Below are 22,994 nucleotides of genomic sequence, written 5' to 3' on the forward strand. Positions count from 1 at the left end.
TAGCAGACAGCTCTTTGGATATAGAATGTTCTTTTACTTTATGCACAGTGAGTTCAAAGCAACTTTCCAAATTGAATTCTTTTATTCATCATATAAATGATGGGTGCCCCGATCAGTAGGACGAGGAATTCCCCGGCTGCTGTTGTTGCCCAACTTATTAAGAATGGCAATCCTAAGACTAGATTCAATTCTATGGCTATTAGGAACATCGTAACCGTGAATATGATGATGGTCATGGCCATTCGACCCTTAATGCCCGTTATGAAACGGGAAGAAAAGATGACAAGCAATAAGGCTATCAGAGATTGCCCGACCCCAAAAATCAAGTCATATGCCCCTAACTGTGAAAAGAAAAGGTTCGATATGAACACACCGACGACTATGCCGGATATATATTTCTTATTAAATACAATAAGATGATTCAACATTTCGGGAATGCGGAATTGAAGCACCCCAAACATAATCGGCTGAAGCACGAATGAGACAGCGATATAGATGGCAGCCAATAGACCATTTATCGCGAGCGTACGAATATTCATATTTTACTCTCCCTAGTTTTTTATCGTGGGATGGTTACGAACCACGTTAGGCTTTTGCCCGAAGTTTAATAGTATCGTATTTTGGCCTCTTTCGTCAATTTCAAGATTTTATGCGAAATATTGAATATTTAGAATAAAGGAAAGAGATTTTGCTTTACTATAGTGAAGAATGGTACGATTCATAAAAAGAGTTAAAGGAAAGGGATGAAAGTAAATGTCAATCGAGAGTGTTAGGGCCCACTTTAAACAATGGAACAGGGAACATGATGTGATGGAATTCAAAACATCTAGTGCCACAGTAAACCAAGCTGCGGAGACAATCGGGGTTATACCCGCGCGCATTGCCAAAACGTTGTCATTTAGGGGAGAAGGAGACCAAGCAATTTTGGTCGTGGCCGCTGGAGATGCGAAAGTCGATAATAAGAAATTCCGGAAAATGTTTGGGTTCAAGGCAAGGATGTTATCTCCAGAAGAAGTTCTTGAACAGACCGGACATGCAATCGGGGGTGTCTGCCCATTTGGATTGGCAAATGAACTGGATGTTTACTTGGATGTTTCGATGAAACGGTTTGAGACAGTTTTCCCGGCTTGCGGGAGCGCGAACTCAGCCATTGAACTTTCACTCGGGGATTTATTTCAATTCTCAAAAGCAAAGGACTGGGTAGATGTTTGCAAGGACTGGGAACAAGAAGTGAATGAAGATATGCAGAAACATATCATTTGAATGAAGGAATAAAGTCCACTTCATGTGGACTTATTTCTGATAGTGGGGAGTTATTAGGTTCTAATGAATTAGGATAGAATGCTAATGATGGAGGGTCATGGATGTCCAATGTAGAGTACAAAAACAACAATAGTAGTTATCACAGTCTTAAAAATCTATATGAGGAAAATATCACGGTCAGAAGCATAGCCCAAGAGTTTGAGTTTTGTGGAAAAGATGAATCGGCCATTGATATCAAAAATGTAATGGAGGAAAAACACTTTGATACATTGGCCGTGAAAGACCAGGGGGAAATCGTTGGTTATATCGATAGACATGAACTTGGCGAAGGGAACATTTCGGATTATATGAAGCTCTTTTCCCCAAGGGAACTTGTATCGGATTCAACGCCCTTGATCCAATTGTTAGGCATTTTTAAGAAGAAAACGAGGGTATTCGTGTTAGAGAATAATTCAATCAAAAAGTTAATCACGCATGCCGACCTCCAAAAACCACCAATCAGGATGCTGATTTTTGGCTATATCACTTTATTGGAAATGAGACTTAGTGATATTATCATGCATCGATTCGGGGGTGAAAGCTGGTATCCGATGATTAGTGAGGATCGTCTACATAAGGCAAGTGAATTATATGAAAGGAGAATGGAGAAAAATGAGGAGATTAATTTAATTGAATGTCTACAAATTAGCGATAAATTCGACATTATTCATAAAGATAAAGAGTTGAGAACATTTTTTCAAATCCCATCCAAAAGTAAGGGGAAGAAAGATGCCAATGCCATCAGGAAGTTACGGGATAAGATTTCGCATGCTAATGAACTTGGGATGGATATGTCTTGGATTGAAATCATAGAAGTGGTCGAAATCTGTGGCCGCTTGCTGGAAATATCTGAGTTCTATCATTATGAATGGTAAACAGATAGAAGGATTGGAGAAAAAGGGAGAGTGCTGGTTGCTCCATTTTCAATATCCCGGAAAACCTTGAGGAAGTCGTTAGGAGAACCTGTTAGTATGCGGTTCTTTTTTTGTTGCGGAAAAAAGCTGCCTGAATGGAAGGCAGCTTTTCTCGGTCTTTAAAATTCAGGCAGTTCATCCAGATTATTTTCTTTAATGCCATCAGGCTCACTCCGCAAAATGTCCCGACCATATTTATGAAAGACATCTACGTTTGCGAGTGCACCAGCCTTGGCTTCTGAAAGAGCGGTGGGATAGTCCAGTTCCCTTCCGGTATTTGTCTTGATGGCGATGATATTATCCTCTTCATTCTTCCGTACGGCGACAATTTCTTCTTTGTCGTTCCCACCTTGTTGGTTTGCTTGTGGCGTTCCTTGTTGTTTGTAGGATTCATAGGCTTCTTCAAATGTGTCCATTGTACACCTCCTCTTTATAGGGTGAACCATTTTTCCAGCAATATACGAACTGGTTTTCGTCATCATTGAGCCGGATTTCTGTCATAATGGGCCGAATTTTCGGCTAGGATTTACGTTTGAACCTAACTTGATTGGACTTTTCTGTTTGGCATGGCACTTGCATTATAAATAAGTGGAAGTGAGAAAAACACGGACCTAAGGGAGGAATAGAATCATGAATGTAAATCAGGGGACAAGTACGGTGGAATCGAAAACATTGAAGGATGTTAAAACAATGAAGGCAGCGGTCGTCAATGAATTTAAACAAGAGCTTGAAATAAAGGATGTACCGATTCCGGATTTAGAGTATGGTGAGATTCTAGTTAAAATTAAGGCATGTGGCGTATGTCACACGGATTTACATGCAGCACATGGCGACTGGCCGGTGAAGCCAAAGCTCCCGCTTATTCCTGGACATGAAGGAGTAGGGATTATCGAGAAGGTAGCAGAGGGCGTCACAACATTGAAAGTCGGTGACCGAGTAGGGATTCCATGGCTTTATTCAGCATGTGGAGACTGTGAATACTGTTTGACGGGCCGTGAAACGCTCTGCTTGGATCAACTCAATGCAGGATATTCGGTGGACGGAGGATATGCGGAATATTGTAAGGCACCGGCAAAATATGTTGTCAAGGTTCCGGAAGGGCTAGATTTTGCCGAGGTCTCCCCAATTTTCTGTGCAGGTGTGACGACGTATAAAGCGCTTAAGGTTTCAGAAGCAAAACCAGGGGACTGGGTCGCAATCTATGGTATTGGCGGACTTGGGCATGTTGCGCTTCAATATGCGAAGGCGATGGGATTCAATGTCATTGCCGTCGATATTCAAGATGATAAGCTTGAGCTGGCAAAAGAACTAGGAGCGGATTATACAGTGAATGGGTTGAAGAATGATCCCGTTCAAGCAATTAAGGATAAAGTTGGTGGCGTACAAGCAGCTATTTCTGTTGCCGTAACGAAAAAAGCATTTGAACAGGCTTACAGTTCAGTCAAAAGAGGCGGAACACTCGTCGTGGTCGGATTGCCGAATGATGAACTTCCTATCCCTATTTTTGATACGGTATTAAATGGGGTAACTGTGCGAGGTTCAATCGTTGGTACAAGAAAAGATTTACAAGAATCTCTTCAATTTGCGGCAGATGGAAAAGTACGGACGAATATTGAAACAAGACCGCTTGATGAAATCAATGATGTGTTTAAAATGATGGAAAAGGGTGAAATTAACGGTCGTATCGTTTTAACAATGGAATAGAAAAAAATGAAAGGGTGTCCTATTAATGGGGGCACCCTTGTTCATATAAGAGTCAGGTATGTTTTTTTTCATTTAGTATATAACGTAATTTCCTCATTGAAATCTGTAGGCGCTTGGCGGCTTCATTCCGGTTTCCATACGTTTTTTGAAGGGTTTGCAGGACGAGCTCTTTTTCGATGGTAGATTCGAACTGTTTGATTTCCAAGAGTATGTTTTCAAGCGTCAGCTCATCTTTTTCATTAAAATCGGCTACAAGTTTCTTCCGCCATTCTTCGAGAGGGTTTTCAGGAGAGTGAAGATCCATTGTAGCTTGTTTCTTGGGTGAAATGACCTGATGGGTAGGGAGAACGATATCGTCCGCAGTGATATCCTGTCCATGATCTGCGAGGGTTAAGGTTCTCATCACGGTATTAGATAGCTCACGTATATTTCCGGGCCAGTCGTATAGCTGTAATTTTTCGATAGCCTCTTGTGAAAAGGATACATCTGCCTGACCATTCCTTTCGACCAGATGCTCGACAAGGAGAGGGATATCCTCTTTTCTATGACGTAATGCTGGTATTTCAAGAGTGACAACATTCAGGCGGTAAAATAGATCCTCCCGAAATTTATTGTTTTCTACTGCTTGCTGAAGATTTTCATTAGTGGCAGCTACCAATCGTGCGTTGGTCCGTAATGTCCCACTGCTTCCGACCCGCATAAATTCCCTAGTTTCCAAGACCCGCAGAAGCTTGACTTGGATGGCTGGACTGGCATCAGCAATTTCATCAAGGAAAAGGGTTCCATTTCCGGCTATTTCAAAAAAGCCTTTTCGTTGTTGGGTTGCACCGGTGAATGCGCCTTTTTCATGGCCGAATAATTCACTTTCAAGCAGGGATTCTGAAATGGCTCCACAATTAATCGCGATAAAGGGCTCGTGGTTACGCGGGCTTGCTGAGTGAATGAAGCGGGAGAGCACCTCTTTACCCGTTCCCGTTTCCCCTTCTATTAAGACATTAACCGATTTTTGAGCGACTTTGAACGCCATTTCTGTCAGTTCTTTCATTATGACACTTTCACCGACGATGAGACCGGAGTCCCTGGCCAGTTTCTGAAAGAAATGCTGATTCACATCCGTGTTTTCATTCAGGAGGTTTTCAATCTGCTTTTCTAATATCTCAATATCGGCAAAGGGTTTTTCCATATAATCACTTGCGCCAAGTTTCATTGCGCGGACGGCGGTCTTGACTGTGCTGTAACCAGTCATGATGAGTGCCTTGCAACGAGGTTGTTTTTGTTTGAGATGTTGTAAAAGGGAAAGGCCGTCACAATCGGGAAGCTTCAAATCAATCATCGCAGCATCATAATGCTCCTGATTAAAATCGATTGCATAAAAGTCCTTTCCACTATGTATGACGTGTACGTTGTATCCTTTCATCGTAAAAAGCCGGGATAAAAAGGTACCCACCTCTTTTTCATCGTCCACTACAAGTAAATGAATCATGTTATTCACTCCTCTCATCTTCTGTCGGTAGGGGGATCTTCAGTGAAAATATACTTCCTTGGCCTGGCGTACTCCATACGTCAATTTTGCCGCCATGATCTTTCGCGATGCCAAGACTAACAGACAACCCCAGTCCAGTCCCCTTGTCGCGGTCTTTTGTCGTATGAAAAGGGTGGAAAATAAGAGGGAGGCGCTCGGCTTCAATTCCTGTCCCATTATCAGCCACCTGGACGATCATATATTCCTCTTCTAAAAAGGTCTGGATGGTGATTGTTCTTGGGGCTGATTCATCAAGATCACTCAAGGCATCCTTGGCATTCAATAACAAGTTGATGATAATCTGTTCAATCTGCTGTTGGCTGCCCTTGATGTACGGCAGGTCTTCCTGTAGGGAAAGGTGAATGAATATTTGTTTCTTCTCGAGTTGGAACTTCAGCAAGTTCAAAACTTGGTGGATGGCTTCGTTCATAGAATAATAGTGGAACTTGTATTCATCCTGCCGTGAAAAGGTAAGCAGGCTTTTTACGATTTGCCTGCATCGGTCGCCGCAATTTTGGATATCGGTTAGCAGGTTGTAATCATGGTGTTCCGGAAGTGTGCTTCTCAATAAAAGCTGAGAGTTACCAATGATGGCGGTTAATGGACTATTCAATTCATGGGCTATTCCCGCTGCCATTTCACCGATGGCCCCTAGCTTGTCGGCATGAAGTAATTGAGCTTCCATTTTTCTTCTTTCGGTAACATTTTTATAATAAGCGATAACCCCGTATACTTGCTGTTCCTTGTTTTGAATGGGGTAGGCGTGCATTTCCATTATGGCTCCTTGCTGAAGAAGGAGTTCCTGAAACCCTGGCTTATCAAGTGAGAAGGTTTCTTGAATGAGAGCTTGAGATGCCTTTTTCAAAGGTTCTAATTCAAAAAAATCCTTGGCTGCATCATTGGATTTGTAGACCCCACCCTCCCGGTCAAAGACGACAATCATATCTTCTACCGCCTTAAAGGTATCCTCCCATTCCTGCTTAGAATGAAGTACTTCCATATAGAGCAGAGCATTTTCGAAAGTTAGCGCTAGCTGATTGGATAGTTGCTTTAGAAAATCTAACTCCTCTTTGAGCCATGCTGTGTTATTCTTCCTGCCGAAGGTTAAAATCCCGATTTCTTCATTTTTTCCGTACATAGGAATCAAGAGGAGCGTTTCTATCTGAAGGGACAGAAGTTGTTCTTTTTCTGGATAAGTAGGGAGCATCTCGACGTTTATCTGGATCGGTTCCTTTATCGAATGTAATTGGTCTTTGGATTCAATGTTAAGCTCGCATGGTTCATTAGGGCATATATGGAGTAGAGTCGGATCTTCTTCATATAAAATAATGAAATGACAGTCATCAAATGAGACCAGTCGTTTTAGTTTATCGACTACATTTCGAAGAATAAGATGAATATCCAAGTCTCCGTTCATGTTCTTGGTAATATCATTCATGATTTCAAGTTGTAGATTCTTCTTTTTTAACTCATCGACGGTCTTCTTTAGTTCAGTGTAGTATGTTTTTTTCGAAGACCGTACACCGGTCATTAAATCTATCATTTCATTTTTGTTCATGGTTGCACCTCCTATAGGGCTGTAAGGAGCAATTGTTTAATCTGTTCTATGGACATATCACGAGGATTTGTAATCATGCAGGCATCATCAATAGCGGTCATGCCTATTAGTTCAATCATATCCGTAGTAATGCCGACATCCCCTAAACTTAGAGGCACGCCTATATCTTGGGATAACTCCCGAACGAAGGCAACAGCGGCGGCGCCTGATTGTTGCTCTGTTAAGGTCCGTGTGTCGATTCCCATGATTTCCGCAATATCGCTGAATCGCCTAGGGGAAGCAATTCGGTTGAAATCCATGACATGGGGGAGAAGGATTGCATTGATTTCCCCATGCGGAAGCAGGTACTTTCCGCCGATGGCATGGGAAATCGCATGGGCGGCTCCTAAAATGGCGTTGGAAAAGGCAAGTCCGGCTTGCAGGCTAGCCATGGCCATCGCCTCTTTTGCTTCTTCATTATTTTTAGATGCAACAGAAGGGCGTAGGTAACGGGAGACGATGGAGAGGGCGTTCTGTGCTTGAACATCAGTAAGTGGTGTTGCTGCGATAGAAACATAGGCTTCAATGGCGTGAGTCAAAACGTCCATACCCGTTGCCGCAGTCAAGTCTGGATCCAAAGTTGTCAACGTAGCCGGATCGATGATGGCAATATCGGGTACGAGCGACTTTGAGATGATCGTCATTTTCTTCTCTCGGAACGAATCGACAATCACCGAAAATTGGGAGACTTCCGAGCCGGATCCAGCCGTGGTCATAATCATCACCATGGGTGGAAGAGGCGAATGGACTTTATCGACCCCTTCATAATCACTGGTGACTCCGCCGTTTGATGCCAATAAAGCGACCCCTTTGGCGACATCCAGCGCACTTCCTCCGCCAACCCCTATGATGGCATCACACTCATGATTATGAAACGTCAAACAGCCGGCTTCTATTTCACGGTCTTTAGGATTTGTCGTTGCATCGATAAAGGAAGCGTAGGCAAGTCCTGCATCTTGACAGGATTTTACGACGATATCCAGCCAGCCGGCATTGGCTACACCAGGGTCACTTACAATCAGCACCTTTTTGGCCCCTAAACGTAGGCATGCCTCTCCCGCTTGCTCTATCGAACCTTTTCCAAAAATCACTTCAGGCATCACGAATTTAGTAATGGACATTCTCGCCCCTTCTTCCCTGATTAAAGTCGTATTCTCTTTGTACTACTTTCCAGAAAAAAAGCTAAATTCCTGTACGTTCGAAAGAATTTTTATATAGGATGACAAAAAAATAAATCGTATCCCAGCGTAAACGCTTATAAAAGGTATTATAGACTAGCGGGGAAATGGGATAATTAGGATGAATATACCTATTTTAAATATTCTGAATAATTTACAATGGATTATAAGAATCTATTGAAATTAGGAGGAAATCTATGAAAAAACCATTTCTATCTCTTACATTAGCTACTACGTTAGCGTTGGGAGGCGTTAGTAGTACCACTGCATTGGCGGCACCTGCTCATTCATCTCCGAGTGAAAAAGCCCCCTCCACAGATAAGCAAATTGTTAAGAGAATCAATGTCGACAAAATCTACAAGAATATTGAATACCTCTCTCAAACACCTCGCGTGGCTGGGACAGAATCGGAGTATAAAGCGGTCCAGTTCATCAAAAAGCAGTTTAAGTCATATGGCTACAAAGCGGATATTGAAGAGTTTCAATTCTTATCCTACACAGATCCTGACAAGGTGGAACTGGCTTTCGACGGATATGATGGGGAAGTTCAACCAAAACATTTAACCTATTCCGTAAATGGGGACGTTTCAGGTGATGTGGTATACGCTGGATTAGGAACGTTGGAGGAGCTTGAACAAGCCAATGTTGCCGGAAAGATTGCTCTCATACAACGAGGAAGCCTTTCTTTTGCTGAGAAAGTAGTGAATGCAGCTCAAAAAGGGGCTGTGGGAGTCATCATTTACAATAATGCAGAGGGAGATTTAAACGGGACACTCGGAGGAGTCAATGACCAATATGCACCGTCTGTCACAATTACGAAAACGGCAGGTGAAGCAGTCGTAGCAAAATTGGAAAATGGAGAAAAGGTGAAGGCCTCCTTGAAAATCGAGGGTGCTTCTTCGGGAGAAAAAACGTCCTATAATGTAGTGGCAACGAAAAAAGCAACCAAGAATATAAAGGCGAAGAAGAGTGACATCATATATGTAACCGGACATCATGATTCAGTAGCTGGGGCACCAGGTGCAAATGATGATGCATCAGGGACTTCTGTCACGCTTGAGCTTGCCCGTGTTCTGAAGGATCTGCCTACAGACACGGAAATTCGCTTCATCACCTTTGGAGCAGAGGAAAATGGATTGCTAGGTTCGCAGGATTATGTGGACAATCTATCAGAAGATGAAATCAACAGAAGTATTGCAAACTTCAATCTGGATATGGTCGGTAGTAAGGATGCTGGGGACTTGATTCTCTTGACGAACGATGGAGAACCGAATCTAGTAACGGATCTTGCACAGGCTTCTAGCAAGAGACTGAACGGTGTAGCTACCCCTTATGGAGAGGGAGGTCGAAGTGACCATGTATCCTTCTCTGAAGCAGGTATCCCTGCTGCCTTGTTCATACACAATCCATCAGAGCCTTGGTATCATTCCCCAGATGATACGATTGATAAAATCTCAAAAGAAAAGCTTCAAGATGTAGCACGAATTGCGGGGACAGCGGTCTATGACCAAGCAAAAGTGCAAGAGAAAAAACCGAAACCGAAACATAAAAAAGGTAAGAAACAAAGAATGCCTCATTTACACTTCAAACAGGATATTAGATAAACAATGAAAGCCAAGAGGATGCAGATTGCATCCTTTTTTTGATTTATTTTAAAAAAAGGAGGTAAAAAGACTTAATGCTATATCGAGATTGTTGTGAGGAAATTCCTGTTGAACTATCAAAGTAGCGTATTTATCCCTATTTATCTCTCGGACTTTAATCCTTATAATAAAAAATATGTAAAATATGACATTTGTTTATTCGAGGAATTATTTATGAGGTGATTCTTTTGGGATATGTACAAGGACGGAGTGACGCTCACTCTACGTTTTTCTTTAGTGAAATGGATAGTATGAATGGGAGGAATACCCGATTAGAACAGAAGGATACATATAGAATTATCCGAATTCAAGAAGTTGGTGTTGTAAATGACGACGATTAAACTGAATCATTCCGCCGTGACCAAGCAAGTCGGCCAGGTGAAAACGGCCGTGGATGGGACGACAATCGGAGCACTGCCGGTCGATCAGCTCGGCAATAACGATCTGAGCTTCACATCGAAATGGGAGGAAAGGGAAACCAATCTGGAAAAGACCTTCAATCAATATCTGACGATCGTCAAAAAGAATCTGGAAGACACCCGGGCCAACGTGGATTTACTGAAAGAGCAGGATGAAGCCATCACCCATACTGCACAGGGGTATCAGCCATTATGACGATATTCGAAGCTAAGCCTTTGAAGTCGGCCGTCAAGTCACGGGCCAAGCAATATGAGGACCTCAAGGGACAGGTCGAAACGCTTAAAAAGGAATTCCAGGGAATCGTCGACCTTGATGAAGAATTGGCCGGAGCCGGGGCGACGGCCATCAAGAACTTTTACCGGGCGCAGGTCACCGTGGCGAATGCCTGGATCGAATTATTCTCCACACAAATCAGTTTCCTAAAAGGCATTCCGGCCATATTGGAAGAAGCGGACCTATCCGGTGAGACCGTGGTCGAGGTGCCCTTTTTAGAGGGAGAAGTGGCCCATGGTCTTACCAATGCCAAGTCGATGGTGAACCAGCAGTCTACCGATCTCCAAAAGATTTTCCAAAACATTGAAGATATCCTTCAGCTTAGCGTATTCAAACAAGATGATTTCCATGAGAAAATGGAGAGTGCTGAAAAAGAAAAGAATACGACCATCAAGAAAGTGAAGGATGTAGACAGTAAACTGGTCGAGGAATATGAAGTGAGCGAGGACCAGGAAAAAGTGGCCATTGGACTTGTGCAGGCTCTCATTGAAGCCACCAGTCAGGACGGTACCATTTCCCCGATGAACTTCAACCAAAGCGCCTTTCAAGTGAGTGCAGCCTATCAAGTGAAGGATGAAGTGGCCGAGAACATGAAAGGCTACCGGGAGTTTAAGAAACAAGAGGCCGAAGCCCGGAAGCTCGAAAAGGAAATGGAAGCAATCTATGCAGGGCTGGCCAAACAGAATATTAAAAGCAATCGAAGCGATGATTCAATAATGGATTCAAATACTGGGGACTATGCTTTAACATTTGAAGGGAAAAGGAAGGTACTTGGTGGTAACGGTTCAGGAACTCCGGATGGCCTAGCCCCATATGCCATAGCGGCAACTGATTTCCTTCTAGGCGATATAGCTACTATGATTGGTCCCGGTTCCACTACAAATGAAAGAATAACAGCTGCAGCGTTCACTTTCATTAAACCCATAAAAGTCTTAGATAAGGGTCATGATGTGCTAAAAGGTGTTAAGATTAAGGATGCTGGTAAGGGTATAGATAATGCTAAAGATATAAACAAATTAACTGTTGATGATATACCAACTGCAAAGAGTGGGAATTTTAATAAATTCTTCAATTCCCTTACAAGTAATGAACTAGACGAACTTTGGAAAGATAAAAAGATTAGAAAGAAAATTGAACGTCAGCTTAGAGAACCTGGAGGTTTACATGAATGGCACTTAGTTTCAAGAGCTCCGCAATTTAAGTGTTGGAATATTGGTGCTGAAGAGATTAAAGACTTAAGAACAGCTATATCCGATGTCAAATTTGTCAATCCAAAGGGTGTTCACGGAGGATTAGGCTCAACTAAAGCACATAATGAATTGTTAGCAATAATAGATACTTCTAGCGACTATAATACATTTGTTAGACGGCTTAATAATTGGGCTAATTATAGATTAGAGGGTGGAGTTTCGTCTTTACCACAAGGTCTAAGATTAAAGTAGGAGGGTACTATAATGGAAAAACAAGGATGGGTTTCAATTTGGTTAGGGAATATTAACGATGAGGACCCAATAGGAGAGTATGTTGATTTAACGTATGATGAGGATGGCGAGTCTGTCCCTTCCCAATTCTTTATCGATTTTAATATTGATATGGATGAAACTGATGAGGATACAATAGAAAAAGCAGTCTATAAGAATAGTAGTAGTGATATATCAGCATTATTAGATGGGTGTTCGTATGAAGAAATTGTCATCCCAAAAATCCAGAAAAGTATAAACCTAAAGAAATCATATAATGCAGTAATTTTAATATATAATTTTGAATATAACAATGAAATTAGTTCAACTGGTGCTTTTGATTTTATTGCTACTACTAATTATGAATAAGAGAACTCTTAAAGGTTCTAATTAGTAAGTCTCCAGGCAAAGAGATTGATATACCTGAGATAATGTAATTTATGTGAAACCTTGATTGGCAAAGTTTGAAGAGATACCTAGTGACGAATGAACTATTTATTACTTACAGAATAGAGATAACCCTTGCAATCCCAAATTTGATGTTTTTACAAATTATATAGTACGTACAACACCTTTTAAACGTATGCCCAATTTACTCTTAATTTTGTTAAGTAAATAACCATAATATCATCAGTTACCACCATTTTATTCTCCAAAGCTATACCTAAGGGACAACTGATTTAGAGGATAATTTTCTAACTAAATATGATGAGGGATGTTTGGTTATCCGCAGACTTTTTAGTTTATCTTACTTGTGGACATTGAATAAATACGAAGGTAAGTAAAACATATTTGGAAGGAATAATTTTAATAGGCAAAACATAAAACCTAGACGAATAAGTGGTCTAGGTTTATATGTGTTTAATATACACTTCAAGGTTTTTAGCTTCAGAAGGATATATCACTTCTTTATAGGTTTTGATGAAGGGATAAAAACCCTCTACCTGTTTTATTTTAAATAGGCTTGGGTTGTTTTAAGAGCTCGAATATTGCTATTGTAGGGATATTCATATTAAGAAGCGGAGATGTGTTTCTTTGATACATATATTAATTGCAGATGATGATCGGCATATTCGAGAGTTACTGAAATTTCACTTAGAAAAAGAAGGATACATGGTGTTCGAAGCGAAGGATGGGAATGTGGCTTCCTTATTATTAGAGAAAGAACGGATTCATCTGGCTGTTGTGGATATCATGATGCCTTATAAAAACGGACTGGATCTTTGTAAGGAGATACGCGATCAATATGATTTACCGGTTATTTTACTTACGGCTAAGGATCAGCTCATTGATAAAGAAAAGGGATACTATGCCGGGACGGATGATTATCTCGTTAAACCCTTCGAGCCACAAGAGCTTTTATTTAGAATAAAAGCGCTTTTGCGACGGTACCGTATGGTGAATGCTGAGTTAATAACATTAAATCAAACCATCATCGACCGAAGAAGTTATGAAGTCCGAATTCAGGGAAATACATTGCTTCTTCCGCTTAAGGAGTTTGAACTGCTTGCTCAATTAGGGAGTTTTCCCGATCAGGTTTTTACGCGGGAGCAACTTATCGAACTTGTGTGGGGAGCAGATTTTGAAGGGGATGACCGGACGGTGGATGTTCATATCAAACGGTTACGTGAACGATTCACAGGACGTACGGATGATTTTGTCATCACGACTGTCAGGGGATTGGGATACAAGCTGGGGGTCAAAAAATAGTGAAAACACTCTATTTTCGAATCGTTGTCCAAACGATCTTAATCATGGTGCTTGCTAGCGTCATTGCTTTTTTACTTTCTAATGTGTATTACCATCAAGTTCTTAAACCCTACAATGGAGAGAAAATCAGCAAGGTCGCAAGGGAGATCGTTTCTTTGTATGAGGAAAATCCTGATCAGGATATTGATGCTTATTTAAACCATGTATCAGGATTGCATTACCAGCTGTACTTAATCAATGAACAGGGTAAGGCTACTTCTTATGGCAAATCGTTTCATCAAACGGATTTGGATGGGGATACGGTTTCTGATGTCTTGAATGGGAAAGTCTATGAAGGGATTGAAACCTATAATAACGGGCTGTTCATTACCGGTTTTTTTGAAGATGCATTAGAAAATAGTATTGGGGTTCCGCTGAACGTGGATGGCGAAAAATACGCCTTGTTCGTTAGGCCTGATATTGAAAAGCAGTTTGGAGAAATTCGCTTTTTCCTGGCCGTTTTGCTCGTTCTTATGATCTTACTTAGTTTCTTTTTCATTATTTTTAACACACGTTTTCTAGTTAAGCCCATTACCAAATTAACGGAAGCGACAAAAAGGATTGCTGATGGGGATTATAGTGGTGAATTGAACGTTACCCGTGGTGATGAAATTGGGGATTTGGCGAAACATTTTTCGAAAATGACTCAGAGCATCCAACGATTGGAAGACATGAGACAGGAATTCGTTTCCAATGTTTCACATGAAATTCAATCTCCGCTCGCCTCGATCCAGGGCTTCTCCCAAACCCTGCAATCGGAAGAGTTAACGAAGGAAAAACGAAAGGAGTACTTGTCCATTATTGAAAAGGAGAGTCGGCGTATGTCGGCAATGAGTAAGCAGCTTCTGATTCTCGCTTCATTGGATAAAGGAGACGATCCCCTACAGCGTACAAGCTTTGATTTAGCTCAGCAAATAAGGCAAGTGCTGTTCATGCTGGAATGGAGTTGGCGGGAAAAAGACATGGTGATTGAAATGGATCTACCATCCACCATGATTTCTGCAGACGAGAAGCTGTTAATTCAAGTATGGACAAACCTGATAACGAATAGCATTAAGTACTCTGAAAGTGGGGGTTCAATCATTATACGCATCAAAAAAATTGGCCGGATGGTCGAAGTGATCATTAAAGACACCGGTATGGGGATAGCTGATGAAGAGCTTCCTCATATTTTTGAACGGTTTTATAAAGTTGATAAAATGCGTAATCGCAGTGAGAACGGGAGCGGCATAGGTCTTTCCATTACGAAAAAGACGGTGGAACTTCACGGTGGAACGATTGCGGTTCAGAGTGAACTTGGGGAAGGGTCTACTTTTTATGTTCGTTTGCCGCTTATGTAATCAATTGTTCATCTTCCATTCATAATGATTCATTACAATCGATGTATACCACATGAACATAAGGGATTGGATGTTCAAACGGTAACAAAAGAATTGGGAGATGAAAAAATGTTTTTAGCAATACGTGAGCTGAAACATTCAAAGGTGCGTTACTTACTGATCGGGTTGATCATGGTTTTGGTCGCATGGCTGGTCTTTATCATTTCTGGATTGGCTAATGGACTTTCAGCTGAAAATGCTTCATCGATACAAGGCATGGATGCTGACTATTTCATGATGGAGTCTAACGTGGAGCATAAACTAAACCGATCTACTATTCCGCTGGATACATTAAGTGAGGTTCGTTCTTCAACGGGTGTTGAAGGAGCGGAGGCCCTGGGTCAAATGATGTTGACCTTCAATAAAGAAGGTACATCGAAAAAGACGGATGTCACGATTTTTGCAACGGATGCCAATGGGTTCCTTGCACCCAAAATCGTGGAAGGGAAAAGCTATGATAATAAGAAGAAAGGCGATATAGTAGCCAATGATTCTTTAAAAGAGGACGGCTATAAGGTAGGGGATACGGTAGTAGATGAATTATCCGGTAACAAATTCACTATCGTAGGATTCACCGAAAATCAATCCTACAGCCATACACCTGTTGTATACATGAACGTTAAGGGATGGCAGGGGATTAATCCTCGGTTGAAAAACACGGACGCAATTAGCACAATTGCGGTTCAAATGGATCAAGTAGGTCCGTTGAAGTCTGTGTCTGATGTGGATCTCATTACGAAGGATGAGATGCTTCAAAGTATCCCGGGATTTAAAGAAGAACAAGGTACATTGGCGATGATGATAGCCTTTCTGTTTGTGATTGCTGCATTTGTTCTTGCTGTGTTCTTCTATGTCATCACTTTACAGAAGACGAATCAATTTGGAGTCATGAAAGCACTCGGAGCAAGTACTGGCTACCTTGCAAAAAGTATCGTGGGCCAAGTGTTCATGCTTGCGGTGGTATGTATAGCAAGTAGTGTTGCACTAACATACGGGGTCACTTTCATCATGCCAGAAGGAATGCCTTTTGAATTAAGTACTTCTTTGGTCATTCAATATTCGATTCTTTTATTGATTGTTTCGGTATTGGGTTCCTTGTTATCACTATATCGAGTGTCAAAAATTGATGCCATTGAAGCCATTGGGAGGGTAGCATGATGAATCATAAACTATCATTCGATCACGTCAGCAAAATTTACGGTGAAGGTGAGAATATCGTGAGGGCTCTTGACGATGTTACCTTTCAAGTGAAAGCTGGGGAATTTGTGGCCGTTGTTGGTCCATCAGGTTCGGGGAAAAGTACTTTCCTCTCTATAGCAGGTGCTTTACTTTCCCCAAGTAAAGGTAGTTTGCTTTTAAATAATGAGGATATAACATCATTTTCTCCGAAGAAATTAACACGTGTCCGTCTAGAGAAAATTGGCTTTGTTTTTCAATCATCCAATCTTGTTCCGTACCTTACCGTACGTGACCAGCTTCTGCTTATTTCAGAACTGATGGGGCAACGTGACAAGAAAGCTGTGAAAAAAGCTGATGAATTACTTAGTCATCTCGGACTTAGTCATCGGTGCAATCATTTGCCAGAAGAGCTTTCAGGCGGTGAACGTCAACGGGTAGCAATTGCGCGGTCGTTGATGAATAATCCAGACATCATTTTAGCAGATGAACCCACTGCAAGCCTTGATTCAAAGCGGGGGCGAGAGGTAGTGGAAATGCTTGCGACCGAGGTGAAGTTAAGAAACAAGGCAGCCATCATGGTGACGCATGATGAGAGAATGTTAGATTTGTGTGACCGTGTCGTCAACATTACGGATGGCAAGATTCTTCTATAAAAGAGGTAGTATGCAGGCTACTGTATTCCGGTTTAGCGGGAGTACAGTGGCCTTTTACCATTCCTGATTTAAGAGATGAATTATTTTAACAGATTAAGAAAATCAATGAAGGAATCAAGAAATTACGTGTTACTATATAGCAAGGAAATTGTTTATATAAAGGCGGGTAAGTTACATATGAAAAAGACTTCTTTAGATGTTCTCATTATAATAATAGGTGCGTTCATTTTTGCGTTGGCAATCAATCTTTTCGTTATTCCCAATGATCTCGGTGAAGGTGGAGTAACGGGGATTACCATCATTTTATTCTATTTATTCCAGTGGTCACCGGGCCTGGTAAGTTTCATTATGAATGCATTCCTTCTGATTGTCGGATATAAATTTTTATCGAGGATTACAACCATTTATACGATTATTGCCGTCACCTTCCATTCTCTTTTTCTACATTTAACGGAGAATTGGAACGTTTCTTCGGATGAAATCGTAATCAATGCCATATTTGGCGGTGTGTTTGCTGGTGTAGGAATTGGTTTGATCATTCGGGTGGGCGGTACGACGGCAGGTTCTACCATTCTTGCTCGGATCACAAATAAATATTTAGGCTGGAGCATAAGTTATGGGTTATTGTTCTTTGATATAATCGTGGCCGTCTCATCCTATTTCATTATCGGTGCGGAAGGTCTCATGCTAACCATCCTTATGCTATATATTGGAACGAAAGTAATGGAGTTCATCATTGAGGGTGTAAACCCGAAAAAGGCAATCACCATCATCTCGAAAGAAGCAGATCTCATTGCGAAACAAGTAACGGTTAAAATGGATAGAGGGGTCACAGTTTTTGATGGACATGGCTACTATACGAAAGATGCGAAGGAAATTCTATATATTGTCATTAGTAAACAAGAGGTCGTCAAGTTAAAGAGAATTGTTCAGTCTACCGATAGCCAAGCTTTTATCGCGATACATGATGTAAGGGATGTATTTGGTGAGGGGTTCGTGGATATTTCGAAGTCATAAAATCATTTTGGGAGCCGGATTGGGCTCCTTTTTTTATATGGATAAACGGACTTTATTTCAAGGGGCCTAGGCAGGTCTTTTTTTATTTCCCTGAAAATGACAAAAAAATCTGTGAATTTTGAATAAATTGTTATATTATGTAAGTAAGAATCCAACCATCATGAGGAATACAGCCATTATATATGGAGGTGTTTAGCATGATTCTTTTAAAAGTGGATGACAGAAAGTTTGGGAAGAGCAATATTAAGTACAGCATAGTGGATAAGGAAACGGATGAATTACTTATTAGTGGTGTGTTCGAGGAATTTGGACAAGCAAGTGATAAATATTACGAATTGAAGGAAGAGTATGGGTCTTCCAACGTGAAAATGGTTTTGAAGTGAATGGAAGGGAAGCCTTTTGGTTTCCCATTTCTCTAATGAAATACAGCTTGCATTCTGAATGGTTGAAAAAGATGAAGAAATACCCAGAATGGATATCCGTTCAAATTATATAATCAGGAGAAGGAATAATTCTTGGGTATTCAATCATATAATTTAGAAGAAGAAACGTAATATATTCGTAGACTTATACATTTAATTGTAAGTAATGTCATTAAGTGGTAATATAAAGAAAAAGAAATGTAACCGATTACAATTAGGTTTGTAAGGTGGTGGTTTATCTTTCAATAGAATAGTGAAATGACAGTTTATAAGATATCTACTTTTCATACTTTATGCAAACGTTTTCTTAAAAGGTATAGGAATTTACGGAAAAAGGGAGAGTTGATAGGCATGAAGCGTAAAAAATGGTATGGGGGAATCTTTTCTATTTTATTGATATTTAGTGTGGTCTTGGCAGGTTGCTCTTCTTCTACTGGCGGGGACAGTGATTCCGATAATAAAGATAAAGTGACGCTGGATATTTTCCAATTTAAAGTAGAGTTTAAGCCGCAATTTGAGACTCTGGCCAAGCAGTATGAAAAAGAGAACCCAAATGTGAAAATCAAAGTATCGACAGTTGGCGGCGGGAATGATTATAAATCAGCCATTACCGCAAAATTTGCTTCCGGTGAGGAACCAGCGGTGTTTAATATTGGCGGACCGATCGATGTGGAACAATATAAAGATAGATTATCAGATTTGAAGGATACGAAAGCTGCAGAGGCAGCACTGGATGGGACGTTGGATGGCGTTGAAGAGGACGGGCAGATTCTTGGGCTTCCATTCAATCAGGAAGGGTATGGCCTGATTTATAACAAAAGGGTCTTTAAAGAAGCCGGAATCAAGGCGGAAGAACTTACAAGCTATACAGCTCTAGAGGATGCAGTGAAGAAGCTGGATTCACAGAAAGGCAAATTGAAGCTTGATGCAGTATTCGCGTATCCGGTCAAAGAGAAATGGGTAACGGGAAACCATTTATCCAATGTCTTTTTAGCACCGGAGTTTGATGGAAACGTGTTGACGGCAAGCAAGGCGGAAACCGTCAAGTTCTCGGATGGAGACAAGTTCAAACAACTGGTCGATATTCAAAATAAATATTCTGTTCAGCCAACGGCAAGCCTTGATTACTCCCAACAAGTAGAAGAGTTATTCTCCCTTGAAAAGGTTGCAATCATCCAGCAAGGGAACTGGGTGTATAACACAGTGTATGACATGGATCCCGAATTAGCTGAAAATGGCATAGGCATCATCCCTATTCCGAATGGGGACACGGCAGCCATGCCGGTCGGGGTACCGAACTATTGGGCAGTAAATAAGAAATCGGATGAGAAAGTTCAGGAAGAAGCGAGGAAATTCCTAGACTGGATGTATACATCCGATGCAGGTAAAAAAGCTGTATTAGAAGATTTTAAATTCATTCCAGCCTATGAAGGGTATGACGTTGAAAAAATTGCCGATCCGTTATCAAAAGAAATTTATAAGTATTCACAAGAGGGAAATACCATTGGATGGGTGTTCAATGGATATCCAGTCGGGTGGAACGATGATCTGGGTGCAAGTGTCCAAAAATATGTAACCGGTAAAATGACATGGGATGAACTCGTCAAACAAAACATTGAAAACTGGGAGAAAATCCACAGTAAATAGGCATTCCGTTAAATAGGGAAACAACCAATCGAGCCTAACTTGTGTCGATTGGTTGTTTGTTCTATAAATATATCCGCTACTTACACACTATATTAGGAGGTCGGTTTCAAATGCGAAATCGAGATGCTGCATATTGGCTGTTCTTGACACCTGTTCTAGCCGCGCTCATTTTGGTCGTGATCGTGCCGCTCATTTACGGGTTTTATTATTCATTTACGAATTGGAACGGTTTGGGTACGCCCGATTTCACGGGTCTCAAAAATTATATAAACCTATTCTCGGACAAGGGCTTCCTGGATACATTTTGGTTCACCATCAAATTTTCTGTAACAGCGATTGTGGTCATAAACGTTCTTGGTTTGAGCTTGGCACTTATCGTGACTTCAAAACTGAAATCGAGCAACCTTCTTCGGACCATTTTCTTTATGCCGAACTTAATCGGTGGATTGATTCTTGGTTTCATTTGGCAGTTCATCTTCATCAAAGTCTTTGGTGCCATTGGCGATGTAACCGGCATAGAGGCATTTAATGGTTGGCTTTCCACAACCGAGACTGGATTTTGGGGATTGATCATTTTAACGTCCTGGCAGATGGCGGGATATATCATGATCATTTATATCGCTTATTTACAGGCAGTTCCTGAAGACCTGATTGAAGCGGCTAAAATCGATGGGGCCAATAGCTTCCAACGTTTTCGCCATATAACTTTTCCGCTTGTGGCACCAGCCTTCACGGTTAGTTTGTTCCTGACGCTTTCACACTCTTTCAAAATATATGATCAAAACCTTTCTTTGACGAACGGTGCGCCATACAATTCAACAGAAATGGTCGCAATGAACATTGTTAAATCCGCGTTTACCGAAAATGATATGGCTTATGCACAGGCCAAGGCCGTGATCTTTTTCGTGATTGTGGCAGCCGTTTCCTTGACACAGGTATATATCAATAAGAAAAGGGAGGTTGAGCTATGATGAGAAAGAATTGGAAGCTTTGGCTGGTCGGATTGATCGGGTTTGTATTGGCCTTGTTATGGCTCACCCCTTTTTATTTAATGATCGTAAATGCTTTTAAAATGAAACGCGAGATTTTCTCTGACACATTGGGCTTGCCGGATACCTGGACACTAGAAAATTTCACTCAGGCCTTCGAACAATTGGATTTTCTTCGGACTTTATTCAATTCCATCTTTATATCGGTTGTCAGTGTCGTGATAATTATTATCTTTTCAGCAATGGCCGCATACGCGCTATCACGAAATAAAAGTAAATTTAGTTCTTTGCTGTTCTTCGTGTTTGTGGCAGCCATGCTTATTCCATTCCAATCGGTGATGATCCCGCTTGTAGCCCAATTTGGTCAGATGGGTATGTTGAATCGCACCGGATTGATCATCATGTACTTAGGGTTTGGATGCAGTCTCTCCATATTCCTATATCATGGTACTTTAAAAGGGATCCCCATCACGCTGGATGAAGCGGCTAAAATCGATGGAGCCAACCGTTTTCAAGTATTCTGGTATATCATTTTTCCATTATTGAAACCGATGTCAATCACGGTCGGGATCTTGAATGTCATCTGGATTTGGAATGATTACCTTTTGCCATCGCTTGTTATCGGGGGTGCGGGATCTGAGACCATTCCACTTAAATTATTCTTCTTTTTCGGTCAATATACGAAACAATGGCATCTTGCCTTGGCAGGACTTACCTTGTCAATCATTCCAGTTATCATTGCGTACTTTTTTGCCCAAAGACAAATTATTAAAGGAATTGCTGACGGTGCGGTTAAATAACTATTTAGATATAGGGAATAATAAGCCCTGTGCGATGAACGGGAGTAGATGAAAATGTCTGTAACGATCAAAGACGTTGCCAAGAAAGCGAATGTCGCTCCATCCACGGTATCGCGTGTTATTCATAACAGTCCTACCATTAGTGAAAAGACAAAGCGTAAAGTACGGAAGGTATTGAAGGAAATGGGCTATCATATGAATGAAAATGCCCGGAATTTGGTTACAAAATCCACGAAGACCATTGGAATCGTAATGAAAAATTCGGCTAGGGAATCCCTGTACAATCCATTCTTTCCAGAAGTGATCCGAGGCATTGGCGACTTTTGTAATAAAGAGGGGTATAGCCTTTCGCTAACGACTGGGGAAACCGAGGATGCCATTTTTGAAGATGTCGTTAAAATGGTTCAAGGTAGACGCGTGGATGGCATGATTGTTTTGTATTCGAAGCAGGATGATAAAGTGGTGCCCTATCTAGTGAAACAAAGCTTCCCATTTGTCTTGGTAGGGAAGCCAAGGACGGATATGAGTGGCATCACTTTCATTGATAACGACAATGTTCAAGCGGCTAAGGAATTATCGGAGTTCGTCATCAATCTTGGTCATCAACGAATTGCCTTTTTAGGGGGCAGTCCTGAATTCGAAGTGATCCAGGCGCGTTTAAGCGGATTCCGACAAGCAATGGAACAGGCAAGGTTAAGCGTGCCAAAGGAAAGTATTAAACTGATTCCATTGAATCGCGCCGATGGCATAAAAGCCATCGAGGAACTGCTGAATTTACCTGAATCACCAACGGCATTTATAGTCATGGACCTATTATTGGGTGTGCTGTTATTGGGCGTGTTAGCGGAAAAGAAGTTGAAAGTTCCGGAACAAATAAGTGTCGTCTGCTTTAATCACTCGGAGTTTATCGAATTCTTAAGTACACCACTAACCACGGTCGATATTCATACGTACCAACTGGGCTATGAAGCAGCAAAGTGCGTATTTGATTTAATAGCCGATCCTAAAATGATGGAAAAGAGTATCCGGGTTCCTACCAAAATCGTACAGCGTGAGTCACATTCCGCTATTGAAAAAGAAATTACAGAGAAATTGTAGAATTGTTTTAGCAATTAAAGCTTGATTTTTCCTAACATAAATTTACAA

The 22,994-nt window shown here is 41.2% G+C and carries 22 protein-coding genes and 1 riboswitch; of the genes, 17 read left to right on the plus strand and 5 right to left on the minus strand.

Annotation, left to right across the window (positions count from 1 at the left end):
* Positions 1–53 precede the first annotated feature (53 nt).
* A complete protein-coding gene (locus ACQKL6_RS15650; RefSeq protein WP_402872143.1) occupies positions 54–539 on the minus strand; it encodes a QueT transporter family protein in 486 nt (161 codons plus the stop codon).
* Between the two features lie 6 nt (positions 540–545).
* A riboswitch (PreQ1 riboswitch) is annotated at positions 546–590 on the minus strand.
* Positions 591–753: 163 nt separating this feature from the next.
* Between ACQKL6_RS15650 and ACQKL6_RS15655 the strand changes: the two genes are divergently transcribed.
* Both ACQKL6_RS15655 and ACQKL6_RS15660 read left to right on the plus strand, forming a co-directional pair.
* On the plus strand, positions 754–1,263 hold the full coding sequence (locus ACQKL6_RS15655; protein WP_402958553.1) for a YbaK/EbsC family protein: 510 nt from the start codon (positions 754–756) through the stop codon (positions 1,261–1,263).
* 101 nt (positions 1,264–1,364) lie between these two features.
* The gene (locus ACQKL6_RS15660; protein ID WP_427591643.1) at positions 1,365–2,177 is read left to right on the plus strand and encodes a hypothetical protein; all 813 of its coding nucleotides are present in this window, start codon (positions 1,365–1,367) and stop codon (positions 2,175–2,177) included.
* A 158-nt stretch (positions 2,178–2,335) separates the two neighbouring features.
* Here ACQKL6_RS15660 and ACQKL6_RS15665 read toward each other — a convergent pair whose 3' ends face one another.
* A complete protein-coding gene (locus tag ACQKL6_RS15665; protein ID WP_402872134.1) occupies positions 2,336–2,632 on the minus strand; it encodes a DUF3892 domain-containing protein in 297 nt (98 codons plus the stop codon).
* A gap of 274 nt (positions 2,633–2,906) precedes the next feature.
* Between ACQKL6_RS15665 and adhP the strand changes: the two genes are divergently transcribed.
* Positions 2,907–3,920, plus strand: a complete 1,014-nt coding sequence (gene adhP / locus ACQKL6_RS15670; protein WP_402958646.1) for an alcohol dehydrogenase AdhP — start codon at positions 2,907–2,909, stop codon at positions 3,918–3,920.
* Positions 3,921–3,972: 52 nt separating this feature from the next.
* Here the strand turns inward: adhP and ACQKL6_RS15675 are convergent, their stop codons facing one another.
* From ACQKL6_RS15675 to ACQKL6_RS15685, 3 genes are read right to left on the minus strand one after another with little or no spacing between them, the layout of a single operon-like run.
* The gene (locus ACQKL6_RS15675; protein WP_402958551.1) at positions 3,973–5,403 is read right to left on the minus strand and encodes a sigma-54-dependent transcriptional regulator; all 1,431 of its coding nucleotides are present in this window, start codon (positions 5,401–5,403) and stop codon (positions 3,973–3,975) included.
* A gap of 1 nt (position 5,404) precedes the next feature.
* Complete coding sequence (locus ACQKL6_RS15680) at positions 5,405–7,000, minus strand: sensor histidine kinase (RefSeq protein WP_402989295.1); 1,596 nt, start codon at positions 6,998–7,000, stop codon at positions 5,405–5,407.
* Between the two features lie 11 nt (positions 7,001–7,011).
* Positions 7,012–8,160, minus strand: coding sequence for an iron-containing alcohol dehydrogenase (locus tag ACQKL6_RS15685; RefSeq protein WP_402872125.1), 1,149 nt, complete (start codon positions 8,158–8,160; stop codon positions 7,012–7,014).
* 254 nt (positions 8,161–8,414) lie between these two features.
* On the opposite strand from ACQKL6_RS15685, the gene ACQKL6_RS15690 reads away from it, so the two are divergent.
* From ACQKL6_RS15690 to ACQKL6_RS15755, 14 genes are all read left to right on the plus strand, one after another.
* Positions 8,415–9,821, plus strand: coding sequence for a M28 family peptidase (locus ACQKL6_RS15690; RefSeq protein ID WP_402872122.1), 1,407 nt, complete (start codon positions 8,415–8,417; stop codon positions 9,819–9,821).
* Between the two features lie 366 nt (positions 9,822–10,187).
* Positions 10,188–10,475, plus strand: coding sequence for a YwqI/YxiC family protein (locus tag ACQKL6_RS15695; RefSeq protein WP_403124382.1), 288 nt, complete (start codon positions 10,188–10,190; stop codon positions 10,473–10,475).
* On the plus strand, positions 10,472–11,995 hold the full coding sequence (locus ACQKL6_RS15700; RefSeq protein ID WP_427591640.1) for a T7SS effector LXG polymorphic toxin: 1,524 nt from the start codon (positions 10,472–10,474) through the stop codon (positions 11,993–11,995). Before ACQKL6_RS15695 ends, ACQKL6_RS15700 begins: the two co-directional genes overlap by 4 nt.
* 12 nt (positions 11,996–12,007) lie before the next feature.
* A complete protein-coding gene (locus tag ACQKL6_RS15705; protein ID WP_402958541.1) occupies positions 12,008–12,382 on the plus strand; it encodes an immunity 22 family protein in 375 nt (124 codons plus the stop codon).
* A gap of 666 nt (positions 12,383–13,048) precedes the next feature.
* The gene (locus tag ACQKL6_RS15710) at positions 13,049–13,723 is read left to right on the plus strand and encodes a response regulator transcription factor (RefSeq protein ID WP_402958539.1); all 675 of its coding nucleotides are present in this window, start codon (positions 13,049–13,051) and stop codon (positions 13,721–13,723) included.
* The gene (locus ACQKL6_RS15715; protein WP_427591639.1) at positions 13,723–15,102 is read left to right on the plus strand and encodes a sensor histidine kinase; all 1,380 of its coding nucleotides are present in this window, start codon (positions 13,723–13,725) and stop codon (positions 15,100–15,102) included. Before ACQKL6_RS15710 ends, ACQKL6_RS15715 begins: the two co-directional genes overlap by 1 nt.
* Before the next feature lie 108 nt (positions 15,103–15,210).
* Positions 15,211–16,299: an ABC transporter permease gene (locus ACQKL6_RS15720; RefSeq protein WP_402958535.1), complete on the plus strand. Its 1,089-nt coding sequence runs from the start codon at positions 15,211–15,213 to the stop codon at positions 16,297–16,299.
* Positions 16,296–16,973 (plus strand): ABC transporter ATP-binding protein, encoded by a 678-nt coding sequence (locus tag ACQKL6_RS15725; protein WP_427651448.1) that lies wholly within the window; start codon positions 16,296–16,298, stop codon positions 16,971–16,973. Before ACQKL6_RS15720 ends, ACQKL6_RS15725 begins: the two co-directional genes overlap by 4 nt.
* 177 nt (positions 16,974–17,150) lie before the next feature.
* The gene (locus tag ACQKL6_RS15730) at positions 17,151–17,990 is read left to right on the plus strand and encodes a YitT family protein (protein ID WP_402872314.1); all 840 of its coding nucleotides are present in this window, start codon (positions 17,151–17,153) and stop codon (positions 17,988–17,990) included.
* Positions 17,991–18,187: 197 nt separating this feature from the next.
* Complete coding sequence (locus tag ACQKL6_RS15735) at positions 18,188–18,373, plus strand: hypothetical protein (RefSeq protein WP_402989277.1); 186 nt, start codon at positions 18,188–18,190, stop codon at positions 18,371–18,373.
* A gap of 390 nt (positions 18,374–18,763) precedes the next feature.
* Positions 18,764–20,059 (plus strand): ABC transporter substrate-binding protein, encoded by a 1,296-nt coding sequence (locus ACQKL6_RS15740; RefSeq protein WP_402872101.1) that lies wholly within the window; start codon positions 18,764–18,766, stop codon positions 20,057–20,059.
* 110 nt (positions 20,060–20,169) lie between these two features.
* Complete coding sequence (locus ACQKL6_RS15745; RefSeq protein WP_402872097.1) at positions 20,170–21,030, plus strand: carbohydrate ABC transporter permease; 861 nt, start codon at positions 20,170–20,172, stop codon at positions 21,028–21,030.
* Positions 21,027–21,848, plus strand: coding sequence for a carbohydrate ABC transporter permease (locus ACQKL6_RS15750; protein ID WP_402872094.1), 822 nt, complete (start codon positions 21,027–21,029; stop codon positions 21,846–21,848). The genes ACQKL6_RS15745 and ACQKL6_RS15750 overlap by 4 nt, the downstream gene beginning before the upstream one ends.
* A gap of 54 nt (positions 21,849–21,902) precedes the next feature.
* Positions 21,903–22,946: a LacI family DNA-binding transcriptional regulator gene (locus ACQKL6_RS15755; protein ID WP_407407080.1), complete on the plus strand. Its 1,044-nt coding sequence runs from the start codon at positions 21,903–21,905 to the stop codon at positions 22,944–22,946.
* The last annotated feature ends 48 nt before the right edge of the window (positions 22,947–22,994 follow it).

Origin of the sequence: Peribacillus sp. NPDC097197 (assembly GCF_050278025.1) — a bacterium.
Classification (GTDB): Bacteria; Bacillota; Bacilli; order Bacillales; family DSM-1321; genus Peribacillus.